The sequence below is a fragment of the Chromobacterium aquaticum genome, assembly GCF_021129195.1.
GTDB lineage: Bacteria > Pseudomonadota > Gammaproteobacteria > Burkholderiales > Chromobacteriaceae > Chromobacterium > Chromobacterium aquaticum.
In genome coordinates this window covers 15,877-33,839 of record NZ_JAJOHW010000113.1, presented here as the reverse complement: position 1 = coordinate 33,839, position 17,963 = coordinate 15,877, and the positions used below count along the sequence as shown (strand labels likewise).

Here is a 17,963-nt window from a genome sequence, read left to right as displayed (position 1 = left end):
TCAGTTCTCGTAGCAAGGATTCTTCAGGCCTTGCAGCACCAGCTGCAAGGCTTCGCTCAGGTGTTCGCGGGAATGGTGATGCGAATAGCCGCAGGTTTCGGGCACCACCTTGGCGAAGGAATGCGCCCAGGTCATCGCCATCACCAGCGGCGCCAGAAGGGCGTCGCAGCTGCTGGCGATGGGCAGCGGCCGAAACTCGCCGCTGTCCATGCCGCGGCGCAGAATGTGCTCGACCATGCTCAGACAGGGCGAGATCACTTCATTGGTGTAGAACTGCGCCAGCTCCGGAAAATTGGTGGCCTCGGCTATCGCCAGCTTGCACAGGCCGGCGGCTGGCGTGGCGCCCACCTCGTCCCACCATTTGAGCAACAGGATTTGCAGCAGCTCGCCCACTGGGCCCTGATGCTGTTGCTCCAGCTCGACGAAGGCGCCGAGACGGCTGGACAGATGGTGGAGCACCATGGCCTTGAAGATGTCTTCCTTGTTCTGGAAGTACAGATAGGGCGTGCCCTTGGTCACGCCGGCCGCGCGGGCGATGTCTTCCATCTTGGTGGCGCTGAAGCCTTTCTCAACGAATAAGGCCAGTGCTGCATCCAGGATTTCGCTGGGACGCGCGTCTTTTTTGCGCTGCCAGCGCGAGGAGGGAGCTTGTGCCATGTTTGTATAGCTGAATCTTGGTTCATTAATGTTTTGGACTGTAGGGCAGAATGCCGCTGTTCTGCAATTAATAAATCACAGTTCATTAATCGGCTTGATTAAAATGCAACAGATCAGAATCGTTTTTCGTCCGGCCGGCAGCGGCCGGGCGCAACCATGGAGAACGCCGTGCCGACCGATGCAGCAGAAAAAGCCCTGATACTTGCCGAAGCCCTGCCTTATATCCGCCGTTTTTCCGGCAAGACCCTGGTGATCAAGTACGGTGGCAACGCGATGACGGACGCGGCCTTGAAAGAAGGCTTCGCCAAGGACGTGGTGATGCTGAAGCTGGTGGGCATCAATCCAGTGGTGGTGCATGGTGGTGGCCCGCAAATCAATGAGTTGTTGAGCCGCGTCGGCAAGCAGGGCGAGTTCATCCAGGGCATGCGCGTTACAGACTCCGACACCATGGACTTGGTGGAAATGGTGCTGGGCGGCCTGGTGAACAAGGAAATCGTGTCGCTGATCAATAAGCACGGCGGCAAGGCCGTCGGCCTGACCGGCAAGGACGGGCATTTCATCCGCGCCAGCAAGATGTATTTGAAATCAGAAACCGACGACGAGATCGACATCGGCCAAGTAGGCGAAATCTCCAGCATCGATCCGGCGCTGGTGTCCTTGCTGGACAGTCAGGACTTCATCCCGGTGGTGGCGCCGATCGGCGTCGGCGAAGACGGCGAGGCCTACAACATCAATGCCGACCTGGTGGCAGGAAAGCTGGCGGAAACCCTGGGCGCGGAAAAACTGGTGCTGATGACCAATACCCCCGGCGTGCTGGACAAGAACGGCAAGCTGTTGACTGGCTTGTCTGCGCAGCAGGTGGATGGACTGTTCGCCGATGGCACCATCCACGGCGGCATGTTGCCCAAGATCAGTTCGGCGCTGGATGCCGCGCGCAACGGCGTCAACGCGGTGCACATCATCGATGGCCGCGTGCCGCACGCGCTGCTGCTGGAAATCCTGACCGATGCCGGCGTCGGCACCATGATCCGGGCCTGATGACGGGGGCGGCACATGCCGCATCAGCCGTTATCGCCTTGCGGCGCGCCGGTTCGCGGAAGCTTGAACAGGCTCCGCGGGCGGCACTATAGTGGATAAGTGGGCGCTTGCCCGCGTCGCCGTGGGCCGAGCGCAGCATCTTGCAGCGCCGGCGTGCCGGTTTGATAAGGGGACATGCATGCAAACGGTAAGACAGTTGTTGGACAGCAAGCCAAATCGGGCTCTGGTCTACGTGACGCCGGACAGCACGGTGTTTCAGGCGCTGCAGGTGATGGCGGAAAACGATATCGGCGCGGTGCTGGTGATGGAGGAGGGCGGCATCATCGGCATCTTCTCCGAGCGCGATTATGCGCGGCGCATCGTGTTGCAGGGCCGTACCTCGGCCGGCACCAAGGTGCGTGACATCATGACCAGCCGCGTGGTCTACGTGACGCCCAGCCAGACCTTGGACGACTGCATGGCGCTGATGACGGAAAAGCGCATTCGCCACCTGCCGGTGCTGGAAGGCCGCGAGGTGATGGGCATGCTGTCCATCGGCGATCTGGTGCGCGCCACCATAGAAGAGCAGGAGCAGGTGATCAATCACCTGGTCCATTACATCCAGTCCGCCTGAGCCCGGCGAACGGAGCCGCGCGCTCAGCCCAGCGGCGCCAGCCGCTGGCGCAAGGCCTTCAACGCCGGCGCGATGCGCGCACGCATCGCGTCTTCATCCAGCGCGAAGGCCGGCCCGCTGGCGTTCAAGGCCATCGGCGCCTGGCCGGGCACGGCCAGGTGCACGCCCACGGCCATCACATCCGGTTCGTATTCTCCGAAAGACGCTGAATAACCCTGGCGCAGGTAGGCCTGGCGGGCCTCCTCCAGGCGCGCGCCTATTTCCGGCCATTCCGCGCTGTAACGCGCGGCCAGCAGCGCTTGCAGCTTGAGCTGTTCCTCCGCCGGCAAGCCGGCGTAATACGCGCGGCCGATGGCGGTGGTGGCCAGCGGCACCCGCGAGCCCACCGTCAGCTGCACAGAAATGCGTGCCGGGCTGCGGCAGGTTTCCAGATACACCATGTCGCTGCCGTCGCGCAGCGCCAGGCTGATGGACATGCCTTGCTCCTGCGCGAACTCGCGCATCAGCGGCCCGGCGATCTGGCGGATGTCGTAGCTGGACAGAACCGTGGAGCCCAGGGCCAGTACCGCCAGCCCCAGCCGATAGCGGCCGTTGTCCTCGTCCTGAGCCAGATAGCCCAGCCGGGTCAGGGTGTAGCTCAAACGCGACACCGTTGACTTGGGCAGGCCGGTACGCTTGGCCAGTTCTTGGTTGGACAGCGCCAGTTCGCCGGGGCGGAATGCCGCCAATACCTCCAGCCCGCGCGCTAGCGCGGTGACGAACAGCCGGTCCTTGTCCGTTTCCAAATCCATTGAATCCATCTTGTTTTGTCAGCCTCAATTGGGGTGAGTATCGCCGGCGGGCGTCGAGTTTCGCAAAATCGCTTTACATCCGTCCAGGCGGTGTTTTAGTCTATTCTGCAATGTGAAACCAAGTTCCGCAATGCGGAACAAGTAACGCGGAGACAGAACCTATGGCAGCCCCCTCCAGTCGCGCGCCGTTCAGCTGGGACGATCCTTTGCTTTTGGCCGAATGCCTGAGTGAAGAAGAACGCATGGTGCAGCAGAGCGCTCATGACTACTGTCAGGACAAGCTGTTTCCACGGGTGTTGAGCGCCAATCGCGAAGAGCGCTTCGATCGCGAAATCATCAACGAGATGGGCGAGCTCGGCCTGCTGGGCTGCACTATCGAAGGTTATGGTTGCGCCGGCCTCAGCCACGTGGCCTACGGACTGGTGGCGCGTGAAGTGGAGCGGGTGGATTCCGGCTACCGTTCGGCGATGAGCGTGCAGTCCAGCTTGGTGATGCATCCGATCTGGGCCTACGGCTCGGACGCGCAGAAGGATAAATACCTGCCGCGGCTGGCCAGCGGCGAATGGCTGGGCTGTTTCGGCCTGACCGAGCCGGATTCGGGATCGGACCCGGCCAGCATGAAGACGCGGGCACGCAAAGTGGACGGCGGCTATCTGCTCAATGGCAGCAAGATGTGGATCACCAACAGCCCGCAGGCCGATGTGTTCGTGGTCTGGGCCAAGGACGACGAGGACGAAATCCGCGGCTTTGTGCTGGAGAAGGGCATGGCCGGACTGTCCGCGCCCAAGATCCACGGCAAGTTCTCGCTGCGCGCCTCCATTACCGGCGAGATCGTGATGGACGACGTGCTGGTGCCGGAAGACGCCATCCTGCCCGGTGTCAAGGGCTTGAAAGGTCCGTTCGGCTGCCTGAACAAGGCGCGCTACGGCATTGCCTGGGGCGCGCTGGGCGCCGCCGAATTTTGCTGGCACGCGGCGCGCCAGTACACGCTGGACCGCAAGCAGTTCGGCCGTCCGCTGGCCGCCAATCAATTGATCCAGCTGAAACTGGCCAATATGCAGACCGAGATCACGCTGGGCCTGCACGCGGCGCTGCGCGTGGGACGGCTGATGGACGAAGGCAAGGCCGCGCCGGAAATGATCTCGCTGATCAAGCGCAACAACTGCGGCAAGGCGCTGGACATCGCCCGGCTGTCGCGCGATATGCACGGCGGCAACGGCATCGCCGACGAATTTCATGTGATCCGCCATGTGATGAATCTGGAGGCGGTCAACACTTACGAAGGCACGCATGATGTGCATGCCTTGATTCTGGGCCGAGCCCAGACCGGTATTCAGGCATTTGCCTGATAAGCCGGCGCGGTCGGGAGGCCGGCCGCGCCGTTATTCCTGTCTGTCCTTGGAGGCCCGGCTTGCCGGGCCGCTTTTTTTTCGATGGGCTGCATGTAGCGGGAGACGCAGATGACGGGCGCGCTGGAAGGCATCAAGGTATTGGATTTGTCCAGGGTATTGGCGGGGCCGTGGACCGGCCAGTTGCTGGCCGATCTGGGCGCGGAAGTGATCAAGGTGGAACGCCCGGGCTGTGGCGACGATACCCGGCAATGGGCGCCGCCCAGCTTGCCGGACGGCACCGCCGCCTATTTCCTGTGCGCCAACCGAGGCAAGAAATCGCTGACCGTGGACATCGCCAAGCCGGAGGGGCAGGAAATTGTCCGCCGGCTGGCCGCCGACGCCGATGTGCTGATCGAAAACTACAAGGTGGGCGGGCTGGCCAAGTATGGGCTGGACTACGCCAGCCTGGCCGAACTCAATCCGCGGCTGGTGTATTGCTCGGTCACCGGCTTCGGCCAGGATGGGCCGTACGCGCAGATGGCCGGCTACGACTACATCGTGCAGGGCATGTCCGGCCTGATGAGCATCACCGGCCCGGCCGACGGCGAGCCGCACAAGGTGGGGGTGGCGGTCACCGACCTGTTCACCGGACTCTACGCCGCCAACGCGATCCAGGCCGCGCTGTGGGCGCGGCAAGGCAGCGGGCGCGGCCAGCATATCGACATGGCCTTGTTCGATTGCGCGCTGGCGATGCTGGCCAACGTCAATATGAACTGGCTGGTGGGCGGCGCGGTGCCGCCGCGCCTGGGCAACGCCCATCCCAATATCGTGCCCTATCAGGTGTTCAAGTGCGCCGGCGACGGCCACTTCATCCTGGCCTGCGGCAACGATCGTCAGTTCCGCTCGGTGTGCGAGTTGATCGGCAGGCCGGAACTGGCCGATGATGCCCGCTTCGCCAGCAATCCGCAGCGCGTCGCGCACCGGGATGAACTGGTGCCGCTATTGGCCGCCGGTTTCCTGGCCCAGCCGCGCGACGCCTGGCTGGCGCGGTTGGATCAGGCCGGCGTGCCCTGCGGGCCGATCAATACCGTGGACGAGGCCTTCGCCGATCCGCAAATCCGGCACCGTCAGATGCAGATTGAATTGCCAGGCCCGGATGGCCTGGCCGTGCCGCTGGTGGCCTGCCCGATCAAACTGTCGGACACGCCGCCGCAATATCGCGACGCGCCGCCCCGGCTGGGCCAGCACACCGATGCCTTGCTGGAGAAGGCCGGCTACGGTGCCGACGACATTGCCCGCTTGCGCGGGGCGGGCGTGATCTGACGCAAATAAATGCCTTTGGCATGGTTTGGGTCTGGGTGCCGCGTGCGGATTCGTGCGAAAATGCGCGGTCGAGTTGCCGCCGGCGGTCTGAGCCGGGGCAAGGTCCACCGCTTGTTCAATGAAATGCCTAGCGTGAAGAGCCGCTTCTTTGCCGTCTGTTGCCTGTTTGCCGGGCTCTTGTCCTGCGCCGCGGCCTACGCCGCCTTGCCGGCCGCGTCCAAACCCGTCGCCTTGCCGGCTGCGTCCAAGCCCGCGGCCAAGCCGATGGCTTCGGCGCCCGCGGTCAGCGTGGTGGATAAGCTGGCCGAGGCGCAGCAGGCGCTGGATCAATTGGAAACCATCAAGCTGGACAAGCTGCCGGCCGGCGTTACCCCGGGCGAGCTGTTGTTTCGCCGCGCCTTGCTGGAACGCTTGGTGGCGTCCTACGCCTGGCAGCTGGATCTCGCGGGAGAACGCGATCAGAGGCTGAGGCAGCAAGCCGAGGCCGAAGAGGCCTTGCGGAACTGGAGCGGCTTCGCGCAAGCCGGCCCCTATCCGGTGTCCTTGGTGGAGGGCTTGCGCAGCCGACTGCAGACCGGCGGCTGGGAAAAAGATACCCAGCAGGCGCAGCAGCTGATGTTGTCGCAGATGCAAGAGGCGATGCGCAACAGCCTCAAGCTCAACGAGGTAAGCCTGCGCCAGGCGCGAGAGCAACTGGAAGGGGCCGCGGCCGGCGAGGCCGAAGCGCTGCGCTGGCGGATGGAGGGCGCGCGCTGGCGCCGCGACATCAGCGCGTCGGAATTGCTGCAGTTCGACGCCTTGGGGCAGGTGCTGCGCATCCGCCAGCAGACTTTGCAGGCGCAGTTGGACTTGTGGCGGAAACAACTGGATGGTATCGGCAAACAGGTCCGCTTCCAGCCGGCGGAGCTGGATGGAGTGCAACGGAGGCTGGGAGAGGAGCGCCTGCGCCTGGAGCGGGAAATGGGCGCGCATGAGCTGCGCCGCCGCCGGGTCAAGGCCGAGCTGGAGGAGTTGGAGCGGCAGTTGAGCGCCGTGAAGCAGAAAAAGGACGCGCCGGCGCAGGCCGCGCTGTTACAGGATTTGACCCAGCGCACAGTCGAGCAGCGCCAGGCTCTGGACAATAGCGACCTCGCGGTGCAGCTGATGCGCATCCGCCAGGAGGCGAACTCGCAGGAGGGCGGTATCTGGGAGTACCGCTATCAGTTGTACGCCGGCAAGGCCGCCAATCTGGCCGAAGTGGCCAGCGCCAGCCGTCAGGCCGGCGAGGAATTGGGCGCGGTGCGCGACTACCTGCAAAAAGAGGCGGAGCTGACCATGGCCAAGATGGCGGATGTGCAGCATGACATCGGCCTGGATCGCGGCGGCGGCCACGCGCTGGCGATGCTGCAGCTGCTGCGCCAGCGGCTGGACATCGTCAACGCCGCCCAGCAGCCGGTGCAGGCGGCCTTGACCGGCATTTTGCTGTTGCAGCAGGAGTTCGACGTCGGCGCGCCGGCGGAGGGCACGCCGCAGGAAGTGTCGCGCCGCTTGAGCGAGCGTGTGTTGCAGGCGGCGCGGGCGCTGTGGAATTATGAATTGTTCAGCGCCGACGACAGCGTGGAGATCAACGGCCAGAAAGTGCAGGCCACCCGCAGCGTGACCATAGGCAAGAGCCTGGGCGCCATTCTGGTGTTGCTGATAGGCTACGCCGCCAGCACCGCGCTGCTGCGCGCCTTGCGGCGCTTGGCCACGGGTAGGCTGGGCGTCAGCGAGGCCTCGGCCAATATCTGGTGGCGCTGGAGCTATGTGTTCGTGATCGCGCTGTTGGTGATCTTTGCGCTCAATCTGGTCAAAATCCCGTTGACGGTGTTCGCCTTCCTTGGCGGCGCATTGGCGATCGGCATTGGCTTCGGCACCCAGAACCTGCTGAAGAACCTGATCAGCGGCGTGATGCTGCTGGTGGAGCGGCCGCTGAAAGTGGGCGATTTCGTTCAGGTCGGCGGCATCAGCGGCACCGTCAGCAGCATAGGGCTGCGCTCTTCGGTGGTGCGCGCCGGCGACGGCATCGAGACGCTGATTCCCAACTCCACCTTTGTGGAGAGCGCGGTGACCAACTGGACTTACAGCAACCGGCGGATTCGCCGGAAAATCGCCATCGGCGTGGCTTACGGCAGCCCGCCGCGCGAGGTGTGCAATCTATTGCTGGCGGAGGCGGAGCGCCATGGCGTGGTGCTCAAGGAGCCGCCGCCGCGGGTGCTGTTCAGCAACTTCGGCGCCGACGCGCTGGAGTTCGAGCTGGAGTATTGGCTGGACATCGGCGAAGCCGATTCCGTGCTGGTGGCCAGCGATCTGCGCCATATGATAGACGGCGCGCTGGCCAAGGCCGGCATCGAACTGCCCTTTCCGCAGCGCGATGTGCATTTGCAACAGGATGAGCCTTTACAGATTGAAGTCAGACGCGGGCCCAGTGGGCGGGCGGCTGACAGTTTTTAAACGGTTGTTTGATTTTTGATCGCGCGCCATGCAACATGCATGCGATATGGGGTGATTTGAACCTGGCGCGCGATTAAGGAGATGCAGTGGAACGCGATTACATGGAATACGATGTGGTGATCGTCGGCGGCGGGCCCTCCGGGCTGACCGCGGCGATTCGCCTGAAGCAACTGGCGGCGGAGCAAGGCCGGGAGGTCAGCGTCTGTCTATTGGAGAAGGGCTCGGAAATCGGCGCCCACATCCTGTCCGGCGCGGTGATCGAACCACGCGTGCTCAATGAGCTGATTCCGGACTGGAAGGAAAAAGGCGCGCCGCTGAACACCGAGGCCAAGTCCGACCGCTTCCTGTTCCTGACCGAAACCGAATCCATCCAGCTGCCGACACCGCCGCAGATGCACAATCACGGCAACTACATCGTCAGTCTCGGCAACTTCTGTCGCTGGCTCGGCCAGCAGGCCGAAGAACTGGGCGTGGAAATCTACCCTGGTTTCGCCGCCGCCGAAGTGCTCTATCACGAGGACGGCTCGGTCAAGGGCGTGGCCACCGGCGATATGGGCATAGGCAAGGACGGCGAGAAAACCGACGCCTGGCAGCCGGGCATGGAGTTGTGGGCCAAGCAGACCATTTTCGCCGAAGGCTGTAGGGGCTCGCTGACCAAGACGCTGTTCGAGCGCTTCCGCCTGCACGACGGGGCCGATCCGCAAACCTACGGCATCGGCATCAAGGAATTGTGGGAGGTGCAGCCGGAACTGCATCAGCCGGGCAGCATCACCCATACCGTGGGTTGGCCGGTGGATACCGCCACCTATGGCGGCTCCTTTATGTATCACCTGGAGAATAACCAGATGGTGGTCGGCTACGTCATTGGCCTGGATTACCAGAATCCTTATTTGTCGCCGTTCGAGGAATTCCAGCGTTTCAAGACCCATCCGGCCATCCGCAAGGTGTTCGAAGGCGGCCGCCGCCTGTCCTACGGCGCGCGCGCGCTGACCGAGGGCGGCCTGCAAAGCCTGCCGCGGCTGACCTTCCCCGGCGGCCTATTGGTGGGCGATACCGCCGGTTTCCTCAACGTGCCCAAGATCAAGGGCACCCATACCGCGATGCAGTCGGCGATGCTGGCGGCGGAAGCGGTGTTCGAGCTGCTGGGCGAGGAACAGCCGGCGCGCGAAGCCAGCGCCTACAGCCAGAAATTCAAGCAAAGCTGGCTGCACGAGGAATTGCACCGGGTGCGCAATATCCGGCCCTCCTTCCGCTGGGGCCTGTGGCCGGCGATGATTTATTCGGCGCTGGACACCTTTTTGTTCCGCGGCAAGGCACCGTGGACGCTGCGCCATCACCAGGCCGACCATCAAAGCCTGAAGCCGGCCGACGAATGCACGCCCATCGCCTATCCCAAGCCGGACGGCGTGCTGACCTTCGACCGCCTGTCCTCGGTGTTCATCTCCAACACCAACCATGGCGAGGACCAGCCGCCGCACCTGAAGCTGAAGGATGCCAGCGTGCCGGTGCAGTTCAACCTGGCCAAGTACGACGCGCCGGAACAGCGCTACTGCCCGGCCGGGGTCTACGAGATCGTCGGTCGGGAAGAAGGCGAGCCCAAGCTGCAGATCAACGCGCAGAACTGCGTGCACTGCAAGACCTGCGACATCAAGGACCCGACCCAGAACATCGTCTGGACCGTGCCCGAGGGCGGCGGCGGCCCCAATTATCCCAATATGTAAGCGGGATGATTTGGCGAAACCCCGGAGCGTGCTCCGGGGTTTTTCTTGACAAGCCGGGCCGATTGTTGGCAGCATGGTCGACATGACCCAATCTTTCGCCTTCTTCAACAGCTATTTTTATTGGTACCGCACACCGGCGGCGCCAAGGGATGGCTGTGAACTGAAAGATTGACCCAGCACTAGCAAGATTCCCGATAAATGCCGCCGCGCTACCGGCGGCATTTGTTTTTCCTCCCCGAAATACATGACCTCCGGAAGCCAGGCCAGACCCCAGGAGGTCCGTCCCATGAATGAAGTCAGCGATGCCGCGCAAATCGCGCGCCAGTCTTGGTCCCTGCTATGCCCCAGCGATGCGGTGCCGGTCAGAGTGTTGACCGACGGCGAGCGCTTTGCCAACCACCCGGCGCCGGATGCGGCGCCGATCAGCGCCGCGCGCCAGTCCGGCGATGTGCTGGAAAGCCAGCTGCCGCAACTGCGCGCGATGGCCATGTTGCTGGCGGCGCAGCGCTGGCGCGAGCAGGGTGGCGCAACGCCGGCGCGGCTGGCCGACGCGGCGGACTGGCTGGCGGCGCGTATCCTGCTGCTGGGGCTCAGCCATGTGTTGGTGACGGTGGAGGTGTTTTCCCGGCTGGATCTGGCGAACCGACGCTGTCGCGCATGGTCGGAACAAGCCGGACTGCCGTTCACGCCGGCGCTGCCCATCCTGGTGGCGGACGCCGGTGGCGAGCTTTGCCTGCAGGCCTGGAGCCGCAGCGCCGAAGTGGCGCTGTCGCTGGCGGGTGGCAGGGCCAGGCTGGCGCGGCATTGCGAGCGGCGCTTGCAAGCCTTGCTGGCTAGAGTATCTTGATAATTGTTCCGCATGAATTTTGAGCCGGGGAGGCATGATGTCGCTGGAAGTGATCACGCAAGAAGACGAACGCAAACTGAATAATCTGACCCTGGTGGTCTATATCCTGCAGGCGGTGAGCCTGTTTGTCGGCCTGACCGGCTTGGTGGCGGTGATCATCAACTACGTCAAGCGCGACGATGTGCGCGGCACGCGTTATGAAAGCCATTTCAACTGGCAGATCCGTACCTTCTGGTGGGCCTTGCTCGGCACGGTGCTGGGCGTGGCGCTGGCCTGGATCCTGGTGGGTTTCGTGATCCTGGGCGCCACTTGGGTATGGTATGTCTACCGCATCGTGCGCGGTTTCCTGAATTTCAACGACGGTAAGCCGATGCCGGAGTGAGTGTCCGCTGGACAAAAAGAGCGGGCGCGGGCATATGCAATGCCCGGCGCCCGAAAAGGTTCTGCGCGAACCGGAAAATAGGCGGCTGGCGCGCCGCTGGTTTTTGAAGGCCGCCTACATGCTAAACCCCGCGCCTGACCGCCCCCAGCAAAACCCGGCCGGCGCTTGCGCCATGTCAAGCCAGGGGCGCGGGCATGGCCAGCGCGCCGCGGTTTTGGCACAATGCGCAAGCTGTTTGAACGAGGGGCGCAATGCAAGCCGATGATTTGCAAAGCCTGGTGACCCGGGCCATGCCGTTTGGCAAACACAAGGGCACGCTGATCTGCGATTTGCCCGGCAACTATCTGAACTGGTTCGCCCGCGAAGGCTTTCCACCCGGCGAGATTGGCCGTCTGCTGCAATTGATGCAGGAGCTGGACCATAATGGCCTAACCTATCTACTTGATCCGATAAGAAAGCGCTGAAGCATGGCAATCCAATGGTTCCCCGGCCATATGAACAAGGCCCGCAAGGACGTGACCGAGCGATTGAAAGACATCGACGTGGTCATCGAGATGCTGGACGCGCGGCTGCCTGCTTCCAGCGCCAATCCCATGCTGGCGCGCATGGCCAAGGGCAAGCCGCGGCTGATGATTCTGAACAAGCAGGACTTGGCCGACGCCGCCGCCACCCAGCAATGGCTGGAGTGGTATCGCGCCAAGAAAAACACCCAGGCGCTGGGCATGGACGCCGGCGAGCGCGCGCCGGCGCAAAAGCTGGTGGCGGCCTGTCGTGAACTGGCGCCGACGCGCGGCGGCCTGGAAAAGCCGCTGCGGGTGTTGATCTGCGGCATTCCCAATGTGGGCAAGTCCACGCTGATCAATAGCATGAGCAGCCGCAAGGTGGCCAAGACCGGCAATATGCCCGGCGTCACCAAGAACGAGCAGCGCATCATCCTGGCCGACGACGTGGAGCTGTTCGACACCCCGGGCATGTTGTGGCCCAAGATCGAGGTGGAAGAGGGTGGCTACAATCTGGCGGCCAGCGGCGCGGTGGGGCGCAATGCGATGGACGAAGAGGAAGTGACGCTGGAGTTGCTCAAGTATCTGATACAGCACTATGTGCCGGAATTGAGCGCCCGTTACAAGCTGGACGACATCGCCGGCCTGCAGGATTGGCAGGTGCTGGAAATGATAGGCCGCAAGCGCGGCGCGGTGCAGTCCGGCGGCAAGATCAATGTGCAGAAGGCCGCCGAGCTCGTGCTGACCGATTTTCGCGACGGCAATATCGGCCGCATCACGCTGGAACGGCCGGAAGAATGGCTGGCCTGGGAAAAGCGGGCCAAGGAATTGGCCGCCATCCGCGCGGCCGAGCGCGAAGCCCGGCAGCAGGAGCGGGACAGCAAGAAGTCCGGCCGCCGTTGAGCTTGAGTCCATTCTTGTTCGCCCAAGCGCGGCCCATTGCGGGCCGCGCTTTTTTTTACCGCCTCAAAGCGGCTGGCAGGGTTCGCTGAAACCATAGCCCACGCCCCTGGCGGCAAGAATGGGATTGTGTTGCGGCGCGATGCCGCTGAGCTTGCGGCGCAGGCGGCTGATCAGGGTTTCCAGCCGGCGTTCGTCGTAATGCAGATAATTGGCGCCCAGCGCCTCGGCCAGCTCGCGGCGGTGAGCCGGCTCCGGCGCCCGCCGCAACATGGTGGCCAGCACCTGGTGTTCGGCGTGGGTCAGGTGCAATTGCTGGCCGTTGGGCGCGGTCAGCATGCGGTTGGCGGCATGGTAGCGCCAGCCCGCGGCGCGGGCGGGAGCGCTGCCGTCCAGCCGCCGCAGCACGCTGGCCAGTGTGGCCAGCAGTTCCGGCAGCGGCGTCGGCTTGACCAGATAGGCGTCGGCGCCTTGCTGCAGCCCCTGCACCTTGTCGTCCAGCGCGCCGCGCGCGGTGAGCATGACCTGGCCCAGGCTGGGATGGCTGGCGCGCAGCCGCCGGCTCAGCTCCAGGCCGTCCACATCGGGCAGGCCCAGATCCAGGATTAGCAAGCGGCAGGGGTGTTCGGCCAGATGGCGCTCCAGGTCCTGGCCGCAGGCGAAGCCGGCGGCTTGATAGCCGCTGCGGCCGAGCTGGAACAGTAGTTCCTCGCGCAAGTCCGGATTGTCTTCAAGCAAGGCTATATTGATCATGAACGGCTTTCGGTAGATGCAAGATGAAGCTGGCGCCGTGGGGCCAGTGCGGGTCCAGGCCTAGTTCGCCGCCGTGCTGGACGGCGATGCGCCGCGCCAAGTGCAGGCCCAGGCCCAGGCCAGGGCGGTTGCTGGTTTCCGCCAGCCGGGTGAAGCGCTGGAAGATCGCTTCTTCCTGGCCTGGGGCGATGCCGGGGCCGTGATCGCTGATTTGCCAGATGATGTGATCGCCGCGATGGTGGATGCCGATCTGGATAGGCGTGTCCGGATGCGCGTACTTCAAGGCGTTTTCCATCAAGTTTTGCAACAGCACAGACAGCAGTTGCGCGTCGCCGCACAGCGGCATGCTCGGCCCGCCGCTTTGCAGCCAGAAGCGGCCTTGGGTGCCGGCCTCCAGGTGTTCCAGCGTCTGCCGGGTCAGTTCCAGCAAATCCAGTGACTGGCTGTGCAGGCCGGCGTCGACCACGCCGGCGCGGCCGTGCTGTTCCGCCAGCAGCATCAATTCCTGCATGCGCTGCAGCGCGCGATGAATGCGTTCGTGACGGGCTTGGCGCTGGGCCTGCACCGCTTGCGCCGGTTCATCCTCCTCCAACAGGCGCAAACTGCTGCTGGCGGCGTCTATGATGGCCACCGGGGTGCGGATTTCATGGGTGATCATCGCCAGCAGATCGGCCTGCTCCTCGCGCGCTTCGCGCTGGCGCTGGCTGTCGGCCTGGGCCTGGCTGGCCTGGTGCAAGGCTTCGATGCGCTCGCGTTCCAGCGTGCGCATGCGCAGGAACAGGCCGATGTAGAGCAGGGTGATGGGGGGCAGGTCCGCCAGGCGGCCGTATTCCTGAATCCAGGATTGATAAGGGATGTGGCCCAGGTGCAATAACAGCGCGGGGATATTGAGCGCCAGATTGGTGGGCAAGTGCAGCGCGATCAGGCGGTCGCCGCCGCCGTTGCGCTGCCACAGCCGCCAGCAGATCGGCATGCTCAACAAATTGATGACGATGATGGCGTACAGGGTGAGCGGGATGCTGTAAGCCAGGCCGTAGGGCCAGAACAGCGCGCAGGCGATGGTGGCGGCGCCGGTGGCCGCCTGCAGCTGGTACAGGCGGTAAGTGCGCGGATGGCCGTCCTTCAGTCCCAGCAATTGGGCGAAGTAGGCGCAGCCGAAGATGACGGCGGCGCCCAGGCCGATGTAGTTGCACAGCAGCGCGATCTTGGGCTGCTCCGGGAACAGCAGCAGCCTGGCCATGCCGTCGGTGGCGAAGCGGTGGCAGGCCACCGCCAGGATGTAGCCGAACAGCTTGGCGTGCTGCACTTGGCGGATGATCAGCCAGGCTGCCAGCGCAATCAGCACCATGGTCAGCATATAGCCGTAGATCAAGCCCAGCTGCAGCAGGCGCTCATTGTGATGAGCGACCAGCTCAGGTTCGCTCCACAGGCGCGGTTGCGCGTTCAGCGTCAGCGACTGGACTTTGATGAAGACGGTTTGCTCGCGCGGCTGCAGCGAAAAACCGGCGGTGCTCAGCGGGAGCTCCATGGTGGACACCGGCAGCCAGGAACCGATGTCCTTGCGCTGCCAGCCGCCGCCCGGCAAGGGCTGATACAGGCTCAAGCGCGCCAGATAGCTGGGAATCAGCTCCAGCCAGGGGTGCGGAGGCAAAGCCTGCAGCTTTAGCCGCAGCCAGCACGTATCGTGGCCATAGCCGCGCGCCAGCTTGCCGTCTGGCAGCGGCTGGAAGCGTGCTTGCCAGTCGGGGCTGGAAATCTGTTCTATGCCCAGACTGGCGTCAGCGCTGCAAAAAGCGCTGGCGTCCCGTTCGCTGAACGGACGAAAGCCGGCTTGCGCCGCATGGGCGGCGAAGAACAGGCACAGCAATAGCAGTATCGGCAGCGCGCGAGGCATCGGCTAGGCGGCGAGGAGTTTCAGATGGGGCGACATTGTGACGGCAATGTCATTTTTTGTCAGTGGCTATCAGTAGCTATTATAAAAATTAAACACTATATATTTCGCATAATCAATAACGGTTATTTAATTGTTTATCTTGGCTGGTAAGCGCGAGCAGCGCCCGACGGCGGTCAAATGGCAGAGACGGAGTGGATGCCGCGCGGGCAAGTCCGGCGGAACGCGAGGGGGGCTCAGGCCAGGGTGTCGATGATGCCGCTGTCGAGATTGCTTTGCATCGCCTGGCCGGCGAGTTCGGGATTGCTGCGCAATACCGAGGCCCAGGCATTGCTGAGGCCGGCGCTGCTGCTACTGCCGCCGCCCAGCAACTGGCCGACCACTTGCTGATCGCTGCTTTGCTGCGCGGTATCCGCGGCGTTGCCGACGCTGAGCAGGCCGCCTTGCAGGGTGCCGGCCTGGGTGAAGCTGTTGAGCAAGCCGGCCGCGTTATAGCTGGGGTCGCTAGCGCTGGCGCCGCCCAGTGTCACGATGGCGCTGGCGTCCGCCGCCAGCTGCGCGGCCTGGGCCGCCAGTTCCGGCGAAGCTTGCGCCGACTGCTGCACCGGCGAGGGCGCGACGCCGCCATTGAGCAAGGCGGCGCTGGCCAGCGAGATCTGCGCGGCTTGGGTGATGGTGCTGCTCATGACGAATCCAGATGGAGACGGGAACTGACTGAGTTATAGCCGCCGCGCGGCGTTCCGCGCCATGGCTAAAGTATTGCCAGATATTGCGGCTCAGCGGCGCAGCCAGAACAGGCCGATGAGGGCGATCAGCGCGGCCATCGCCTGGCCCAGCCACACCGTCCAGTGCTTGCCCGGCTCCAGGCAGGCTTCTTCGGGATTCTGCGGGTTGTAGAACACCTGCACGGCCTGGGCGGCCGGATAATGCTGGACGATGTCCCGCGCCTGCTGCTCGCTGCCGCCGTAGCCGGGGTTGGGGAAGCGCAGTTGCTGCGCGTGGTGGACGCTGCCGGCCACCAGGTATTCATAGCGCACGATGGCGCGGTACTCCTTGCGGTCCGAGCTGTCGCCGCCGCGCATCTGGCGCCAGTCCACTTCGCTGGAGACGATCTTGCCGGTCGTGCTGGGCCAGCTGGCGGCTTGCTGCGCCTTGGCAGACTGCTGCCATAGATAGATGGAAATGGCCGCGCCGATGGCGATCAGCAGCAGGGCGATGACTTTCTCGCTCATGGGACGCGCGCGCCGCGTTGAATGCGCCGGCGCGGCAGCGGCAGCCGCGCGCGCAGCCGGTACAGCAGCGCCCAGCCGAACAGCGCGCTCAGCGCCGCCAGGATGAATTTGGCGCTGCCGATATCGCTGTCGCCGCCCTTGATCAGCACCGATTCGGCCGGGCTGCGCGGATTGTAGTAGACGGTGATCGCCTTGCCGGCGGGGAAGCGCCGGGTCAGATCGTCGGCGTTGCTGCGGTCGCCGGGCAGGGCCTTGTCGACGGCGAACAGCCGGTCGTTGTGGTAGACCTGGCCGCGCACCGTGTACAGGTATTGCACATAGGGCTGCCAGTAGAATTGGTCCGGGTGTTCGGCGCTGGACACCACCAGCATGCGGCTGCTTTCGACATGGCCTGGCGCATTGCGCCATTCCCGCAGCTGATGCGGCGTCAGCAGGATGGCGATCAGGCCCAGCAGGCTGGCCAGGAAGGCCAGCATCAGCGCGCTGAGCCGGGCTTGCGGCGATAATCTCATCGGGTTCAGACCGCGTGGCCGGGGTGCTCGAACCAGGTCAGCAGGATGGCCTGGGCCGCCACCTGGTCCAGCGCCGGCTTCTGCTTGCGGCCGCGCACGCCGGCTTCTTCCAGCATGGATTCGGCCACCACCGAGGTCAGCCGCTCATCCACCAGCCACACCGGCAGACCGTAGCGGCCCTTCAGCCGGTTGGCGAAGCGGCGCGCCAACTGCGTCATCTGGTGCTCGGTGCCGTCGATATGCATGGGCAGCCCCACCACCAGCTGAGCCGGTTGCCATTCCGCGATCAAGGCGGCGATGGCGGCAAAGCGCGCATCGTTGATTTCGGTGTCTATGGTGATGAGCGGATGGGGAATGCCCACGATGGTGTCCCCGACGGCGACGCCGATGCGGCGCTCGCCAAAGTCGAATGCCAGTGCGCAGCCTTCAGGCATGGCCGACATCCGTGGACAACAGCGAGGGATCGAAGCCCAGCAGCGCCATCGCGGCGTCGTAGCGTTCTTCGCAAGGCAGGCCGAAGATGATGTCCGGACGCGCCGGCACCGTCAGCCAGCCGTTGTCGGCGATTTCCTGCTCCAGCTGGCCGGCGCTCCAGCCGGAATAGCCCAGCGTGATCAGCATGCGTTCCGGCTGATTGTGATCCTCGGATACCGCTATCAGCACATCCTTGGACGTGGTCAGCGCGATATCGTCGGTGACCAGTAGGCTGGATTGCCAATTGCCCACCGGCATGTGCAGCACGAAGCCGCGATCCGGTTGCACCGGGCCGCCGAAGTAGATGGGCTCGGCGCGCAGCGATTCACCGTCCAATGGCAGGTCGATCTGGTCGAACAGCTGCGCCATGGCGATGCCGGAAGGCTTGTTGATGATCAGGCCCATGGAGCCGTGCTCGCCGTGCTCGCATAGATACACCAGCGAGCGCGAGAACAGCGGGTCCGCCATATTGGGCATGGCGATCAAGAAGTGATTGGACAACGATAGCGGTTCCATGCGGCCATTA

General features: G+C 64.0%; 19 protein-coding genes. 10 read left to right on the top strand and 9 right to left on the bottom strand.

Features of this window, described 5'->3' with window-relative positions; translation table 11 throughout:
- On the bottom strand, positions 1-657 hold the full coding sequence (locus tag LQT98_RS17605) for a TetR/AcrR family transcriptional regulator (RefSeq protein WP_048411742.1): 657 nt from the start codon (positions 655-657) through the stop codon (positions 1-3).
- A 168-nt stretch (positions 658-825) separates the two neighbouring features.
- Between LQT98_RS17605 and argB the strand changes: the two genes are divergently transcribed.
- Together argB and LQT98_RS17595 are read left to right on the top strand one after the other, a co-directional pair.
- Positions 826-1,695 carry an acetylglutamate kinase gene (gene argB, locus LQT98_RS17600; protein WP_369799221.1) on the top strand — a complete coding sequence of 290 codons (870 nt, stop codon included), beginning with the start codon at positions 826-828 and terminating at the stop codon, positions 1,693-1,695.
- A gap of 178 nt (positions 1,696-1,873) precedes the next feature.
- Positions 1,874-2,308 carry a CBS domain-containing protein gene (locus LQT98_RS17595; RefSeq protein ID WP_048411740.1) on the top strand — a complete coding sequence of 145 codons (435 nt, stop codon included), beginning with the start codon at positions 1,874-1,876 and terminating at the stop codon, positions 2,306-2,308.
- A 23-nt stretch (positions 2,309-2,331) separates the two neighbouring features.
- Here the strand turns inward: LQT98_RS17595 and LQT98_RS17590 are convergent, their stop codons facing one another.
- Positions 2,332-3,099: an IclR family transcriptional regulator gene (locus tag LQT98_RS17590; RefSeq protein ID WP_231463911.1), complete on the bottom strand. Its 768-nt coding sequence runs from the start codon at positions 3,097-3,099 to the stop codon at positions 2,332-2,334.
- A gap of 161 nt (positions 3,100-3,260) precedes the next feature.
- Between LQT98_RS17590 and LQT98_RS17585 the strand changes: the two genes are divergently transcribed.
- The 8 genes from LQT98_RS17585 (at position 3,261) to ylqF (ending at position 12,578) form a co-directional block, all read left to right on the top strand.
- On the top strand, positions 3,261-4,448 hold the full coding sequence (locus LQT98_RS17585; protein ID WP_048411738.1) for an acyl-CoA dehydrogenase: 1,188 nt from the start codon (positions 3,261-3,263) through the stop codon (positions 4,446-4,448).
- 111 nt (positions 4,449-4,559) lie between these two features.
- Positions 4,560-5,753: a CaiB/BaiF CoA transferase family protein gene (locus tag LQT98_RS17580; RefSeq protein ID WP_048411737.1), complete on the top strand. Its 1,194-nt coding sequence runs from the start codon at positions 4,560-4,562 to the stop codon at positions 5,751-5,753.
- A gap of 60 nt (positions 5,754-5,813) precedes the next feature.
- Positions 5,814-8,225: a mechanosensitive ion channel domain-containing protein gene (locus tag LQT98_RS17575; protein WP_231463909.1), complete on the top strand. Its 2,412-nt coding sequence runs from the start codon at positions 5,814-5,816 to the stop codon at positions 8,223-8,225.
- Between the two features lie 101 nt (positions 8,226-8,326).
- Positions 8,327-9,946: an electron transfer flavoprotein-ubiquinone oxidoreductase gene (locus LQT98_RS17570; protein ID WP_231463926.1), complete on the top strand. Its 1,620-nt coding sequence runs from the start codon at positions 8,327-8,329 to the stop codon at positions 9,944-9,946.
- 286 nt (positions 9,947-10,232) lie between these two features.
- A complete protein-coding gene (locus LQT98_RS17565) occupies positions 10,233-10,793 on the top strand; it encodes a hypothetical protein (RefSeq protein ID WP_231463907.1) in 561 nt (186 codons plus the stop codon).
- A 34-nt stretch (positions 10,794-10,827) separates the two neighbouring features.
- On the top strand, positions 10,828-11,175 hold the full coding sequence (locus LQT98_RS17560; protein WP_231463905.1) for a DUF4870 family protein: 348 nt from the start codon (positions 10,828-10,830) through the stop codon (positions 11,173-11,175).
- 251 nt (positions 11,176-11,426) lie between these two features.
- Entirely contained in the window at positions 11,427-11,639 is a 213-nt protein-coding gene (locus tag LQT98_RS17555) for a DUF3820 family protein (protein ID WP_019100859.1), read from the top strand.
- A gap of 3 nt (positions 11,640-11,642) precedes the next feature.
- A complete protein-coding gene (ylqF, locus tag LQT98_RS17550) occupies positions 11,643-12,578 on the top strand; it encodes a ribosome biogenesis GTPase YlqF (protein ID WP_231463903.1) in 936 nt (311 codons plus the stop codon).
- Positions 12,579-12,641: 63 nt separating this feature from the next.
- Here the strand turns inward: ylqF and LQT98_RS17545 are convergent, their stop codons facing one another.
- The 7 genes from LQT98_RS17545 to LQT98_RS17515 form a co-directional block, all read right to left on the bottom strand.
- Complete coding sequence (locus LQT98_RS17545; RefSeq protein ID WP_231463901.1) at positions 12,642-13,328, bottom strand: response regulator transcription factor; 687 nt, start codon at positions 13,326-13,328, stop codon at positions 12,642-12,644.
- Positions 13,306-15,222, bottom strand: coding sequence for a sensor histidine kinase (locus LQT98_RS17540; RefSeq protein WP_231463900.1), 1,917 nt, complete (start codon positions 15,220-15,222; stop codon positions 13,306-13,308). Before LQT98_RS17540 ends, LQT98_RS17545 begins: the two co-directional genes overlap by 23 nt.
- Before the next feature lie 233 nt (positions 15,223-15,455).
- Positions 15,456-15,905: a hypothetical protein gene (locus LQT98_RS17535; protein WP_231463898.1), complete on the bottom strand. Its 450-nt coding sequence runs from the start codon at positions 15,903-15,905 to the stop codon at positions 15,456-15,458.
- Between the two features lie 90 nt (positions 15,906-15,995).
- A complete protein-coding gene (locus LQT98_RS17530; protein WP_231463896.1) occupies positions 15,996-16,451 on the bottom strand; it encodes a DUF3592 domain-containing protein in 456 nt (151 codons plus the stop codon).
- The gene (locus LQT98_RS17525) at positions 16,448-16,963 is read right to left on the bottom strand and encodes a DUF3592 domain-containing protein (RefSeq protein WP_231463894.1); all 516 of its coding nucleotides are present in this window, start codon (positions 16,961-16,963) and stop codon (positions 16,448-16,450) included. Before LQT98_RS17525 ends, LQT98_RS17530 begins: the two co-directional genes overlap by 4 nt.
- Positions 16,964-16,968: 5 nt before the next feature.
- On the bottom strand, positions 16,969-17,397 hold the full coding sequence (gene ruvX, locus LQT98_RS17520) for a Holliday junction resolvase RuvX (protein WP_369799220.1): 429 nt from the start codon (positions 17,395-17,397) through the stop codon (positions 16,969-16,971).
- On the bottom strand, positions 17,390-17,953 hold the full coding sequence (locus LQT98_RS17515) for a YqgE/AlgH family protein (protein ID WP_048411730.1): 564 nt from the start codon (positions 17,951-17,953) through the stop codon (positions 17,390-17,392). Before LQT98_RS17515 ends, ruvX begins: the two co-directional genes overlap by 8 nt.
- Between the last annotated feature and the right edge of the window lie 10 nt (positions 17,954-17,963).

Coding starts and splice junctions, on each gene's coding strand:
- LQT98_RS17565 (WP_231463907.1), top strand. CDS start 10,233: ATGAATGAAGTCAGCGATGCCGCGCAAATCGCGCGCCAGTCTTGGTCC.
- LQT98_RS17560 (WP_231463905.1), top strand. CDS start 10,828: ATGATGTCGCTGGAAGTGATCACGCAAGAAGACGAACGCAAACTGAAT.
- ruvX (WP_369799220.1), bottom strand. CDS start 17,397: ATGCCTGAAGGCTGCGCACTGGCATTCGACTTTGGCGAGCGCCGCATC.
- LQT98_RS17570 (WP_231463926.1), top strand. CDS start 8,327: ATGGAATACGATGTGGTGATCGTCGGCGGCGGGCCCTCCGGGCTGACC.
- LQT98_RS17575 (WP_231463909.1), top strand. CDS start 5,814: ATGCGCGGTCGAGTTGCCGCCGGCGGTCTGAGCCGGGGCAAGGTCCAC.
- LQT98_RS17595 (WP_048411740.1), top strand. CDS start 1,874: ATGCAAACGGTAAGACAGTTGTTGGACAGCAAGCCAAATCGGGCTCTG.
- LQT98_RS17535 (WP_231463898.1), bottom strand. CDS start 15,905: ATGAGCAGCACCATCACCCAAGCCGCGCAGATCTCGCTGGCCAGCGCC.
- LQT98_RS17540 (WP_231463900.1), bottom strand. CDS start 15,222: ATGCCTCGCGCGCTGCCGATACTGCTATTGCTGTGCCTGTTCTTCGCC.
- LQT98_RS17515 (WP_048411730.1), bottom strand. CDS start 17,953: ATGGAACCGCTATCGTTGTCCAATCACTTCTTGATCGCCATGCCCAAT.
- LQT98_RS17555 (WP_019100859.1), top strand. CDS start 11,427: ATGCAAGCCGATGATTTGCAAAGCCTGGTGACCCGGGCCATGCCGTTT.
- LQT98_RS17585 (WP_048411738.1), top strand. CDS start 3,261: ATGGCAGCCCCCTCCAGTCGCGCGCCGTTCAGCTGGGACGATCCTTTG.
- LQT98_RS17545 (WP_231463901.1), bottom strand. CDS start 13,328: ATGATCAATATAGCCTTGCTTGAAGACAATCCGGACTTGCGCGAGGAA.
- LQT98_RS17590 (WP_231463911.1), bottom strand. CDS start 3,099: ATGGATTTGGAAACGGACAAGGACCGGCTGTTCGTCACCGCGCTAGCG.
- LQT98_RS17605 (WP_048411742.1), bottom strand. CDS start 657: ATGGCACAAGCTCCCTCCTCGCGCTGGCAGCGCAAAAAAGACGCGCGT.
- ylqF (WP_231463903.1), top strand. CDS start 11,643: ATGGCAATCCAATGGTTCCCCGGCCATATGAACAAGGCCCGCAAGGAC.
- LQT98_RS17580 (WP_048411737.1), top strand. CDS start 4,560: ATGACGGGCGCGCTGGAAGGCATCAAGGTATTGGATTTGTCCAGGGTA.
- LQT98_RS17530 (WP_231463896.1), bottom strand. CDS start 16,451: ATGAGCGAGAAAGTCATCGCCCTGCTGCTGATCGCCATCGGCGCGGCC.
- LQT98_RS17525 (WP_231463894.1), bottom strand. CDS start 16,963: ATGAGATTATCGCCGCAAGCCCGGCTCAGCGCGCTGATGCTGGCCTTC.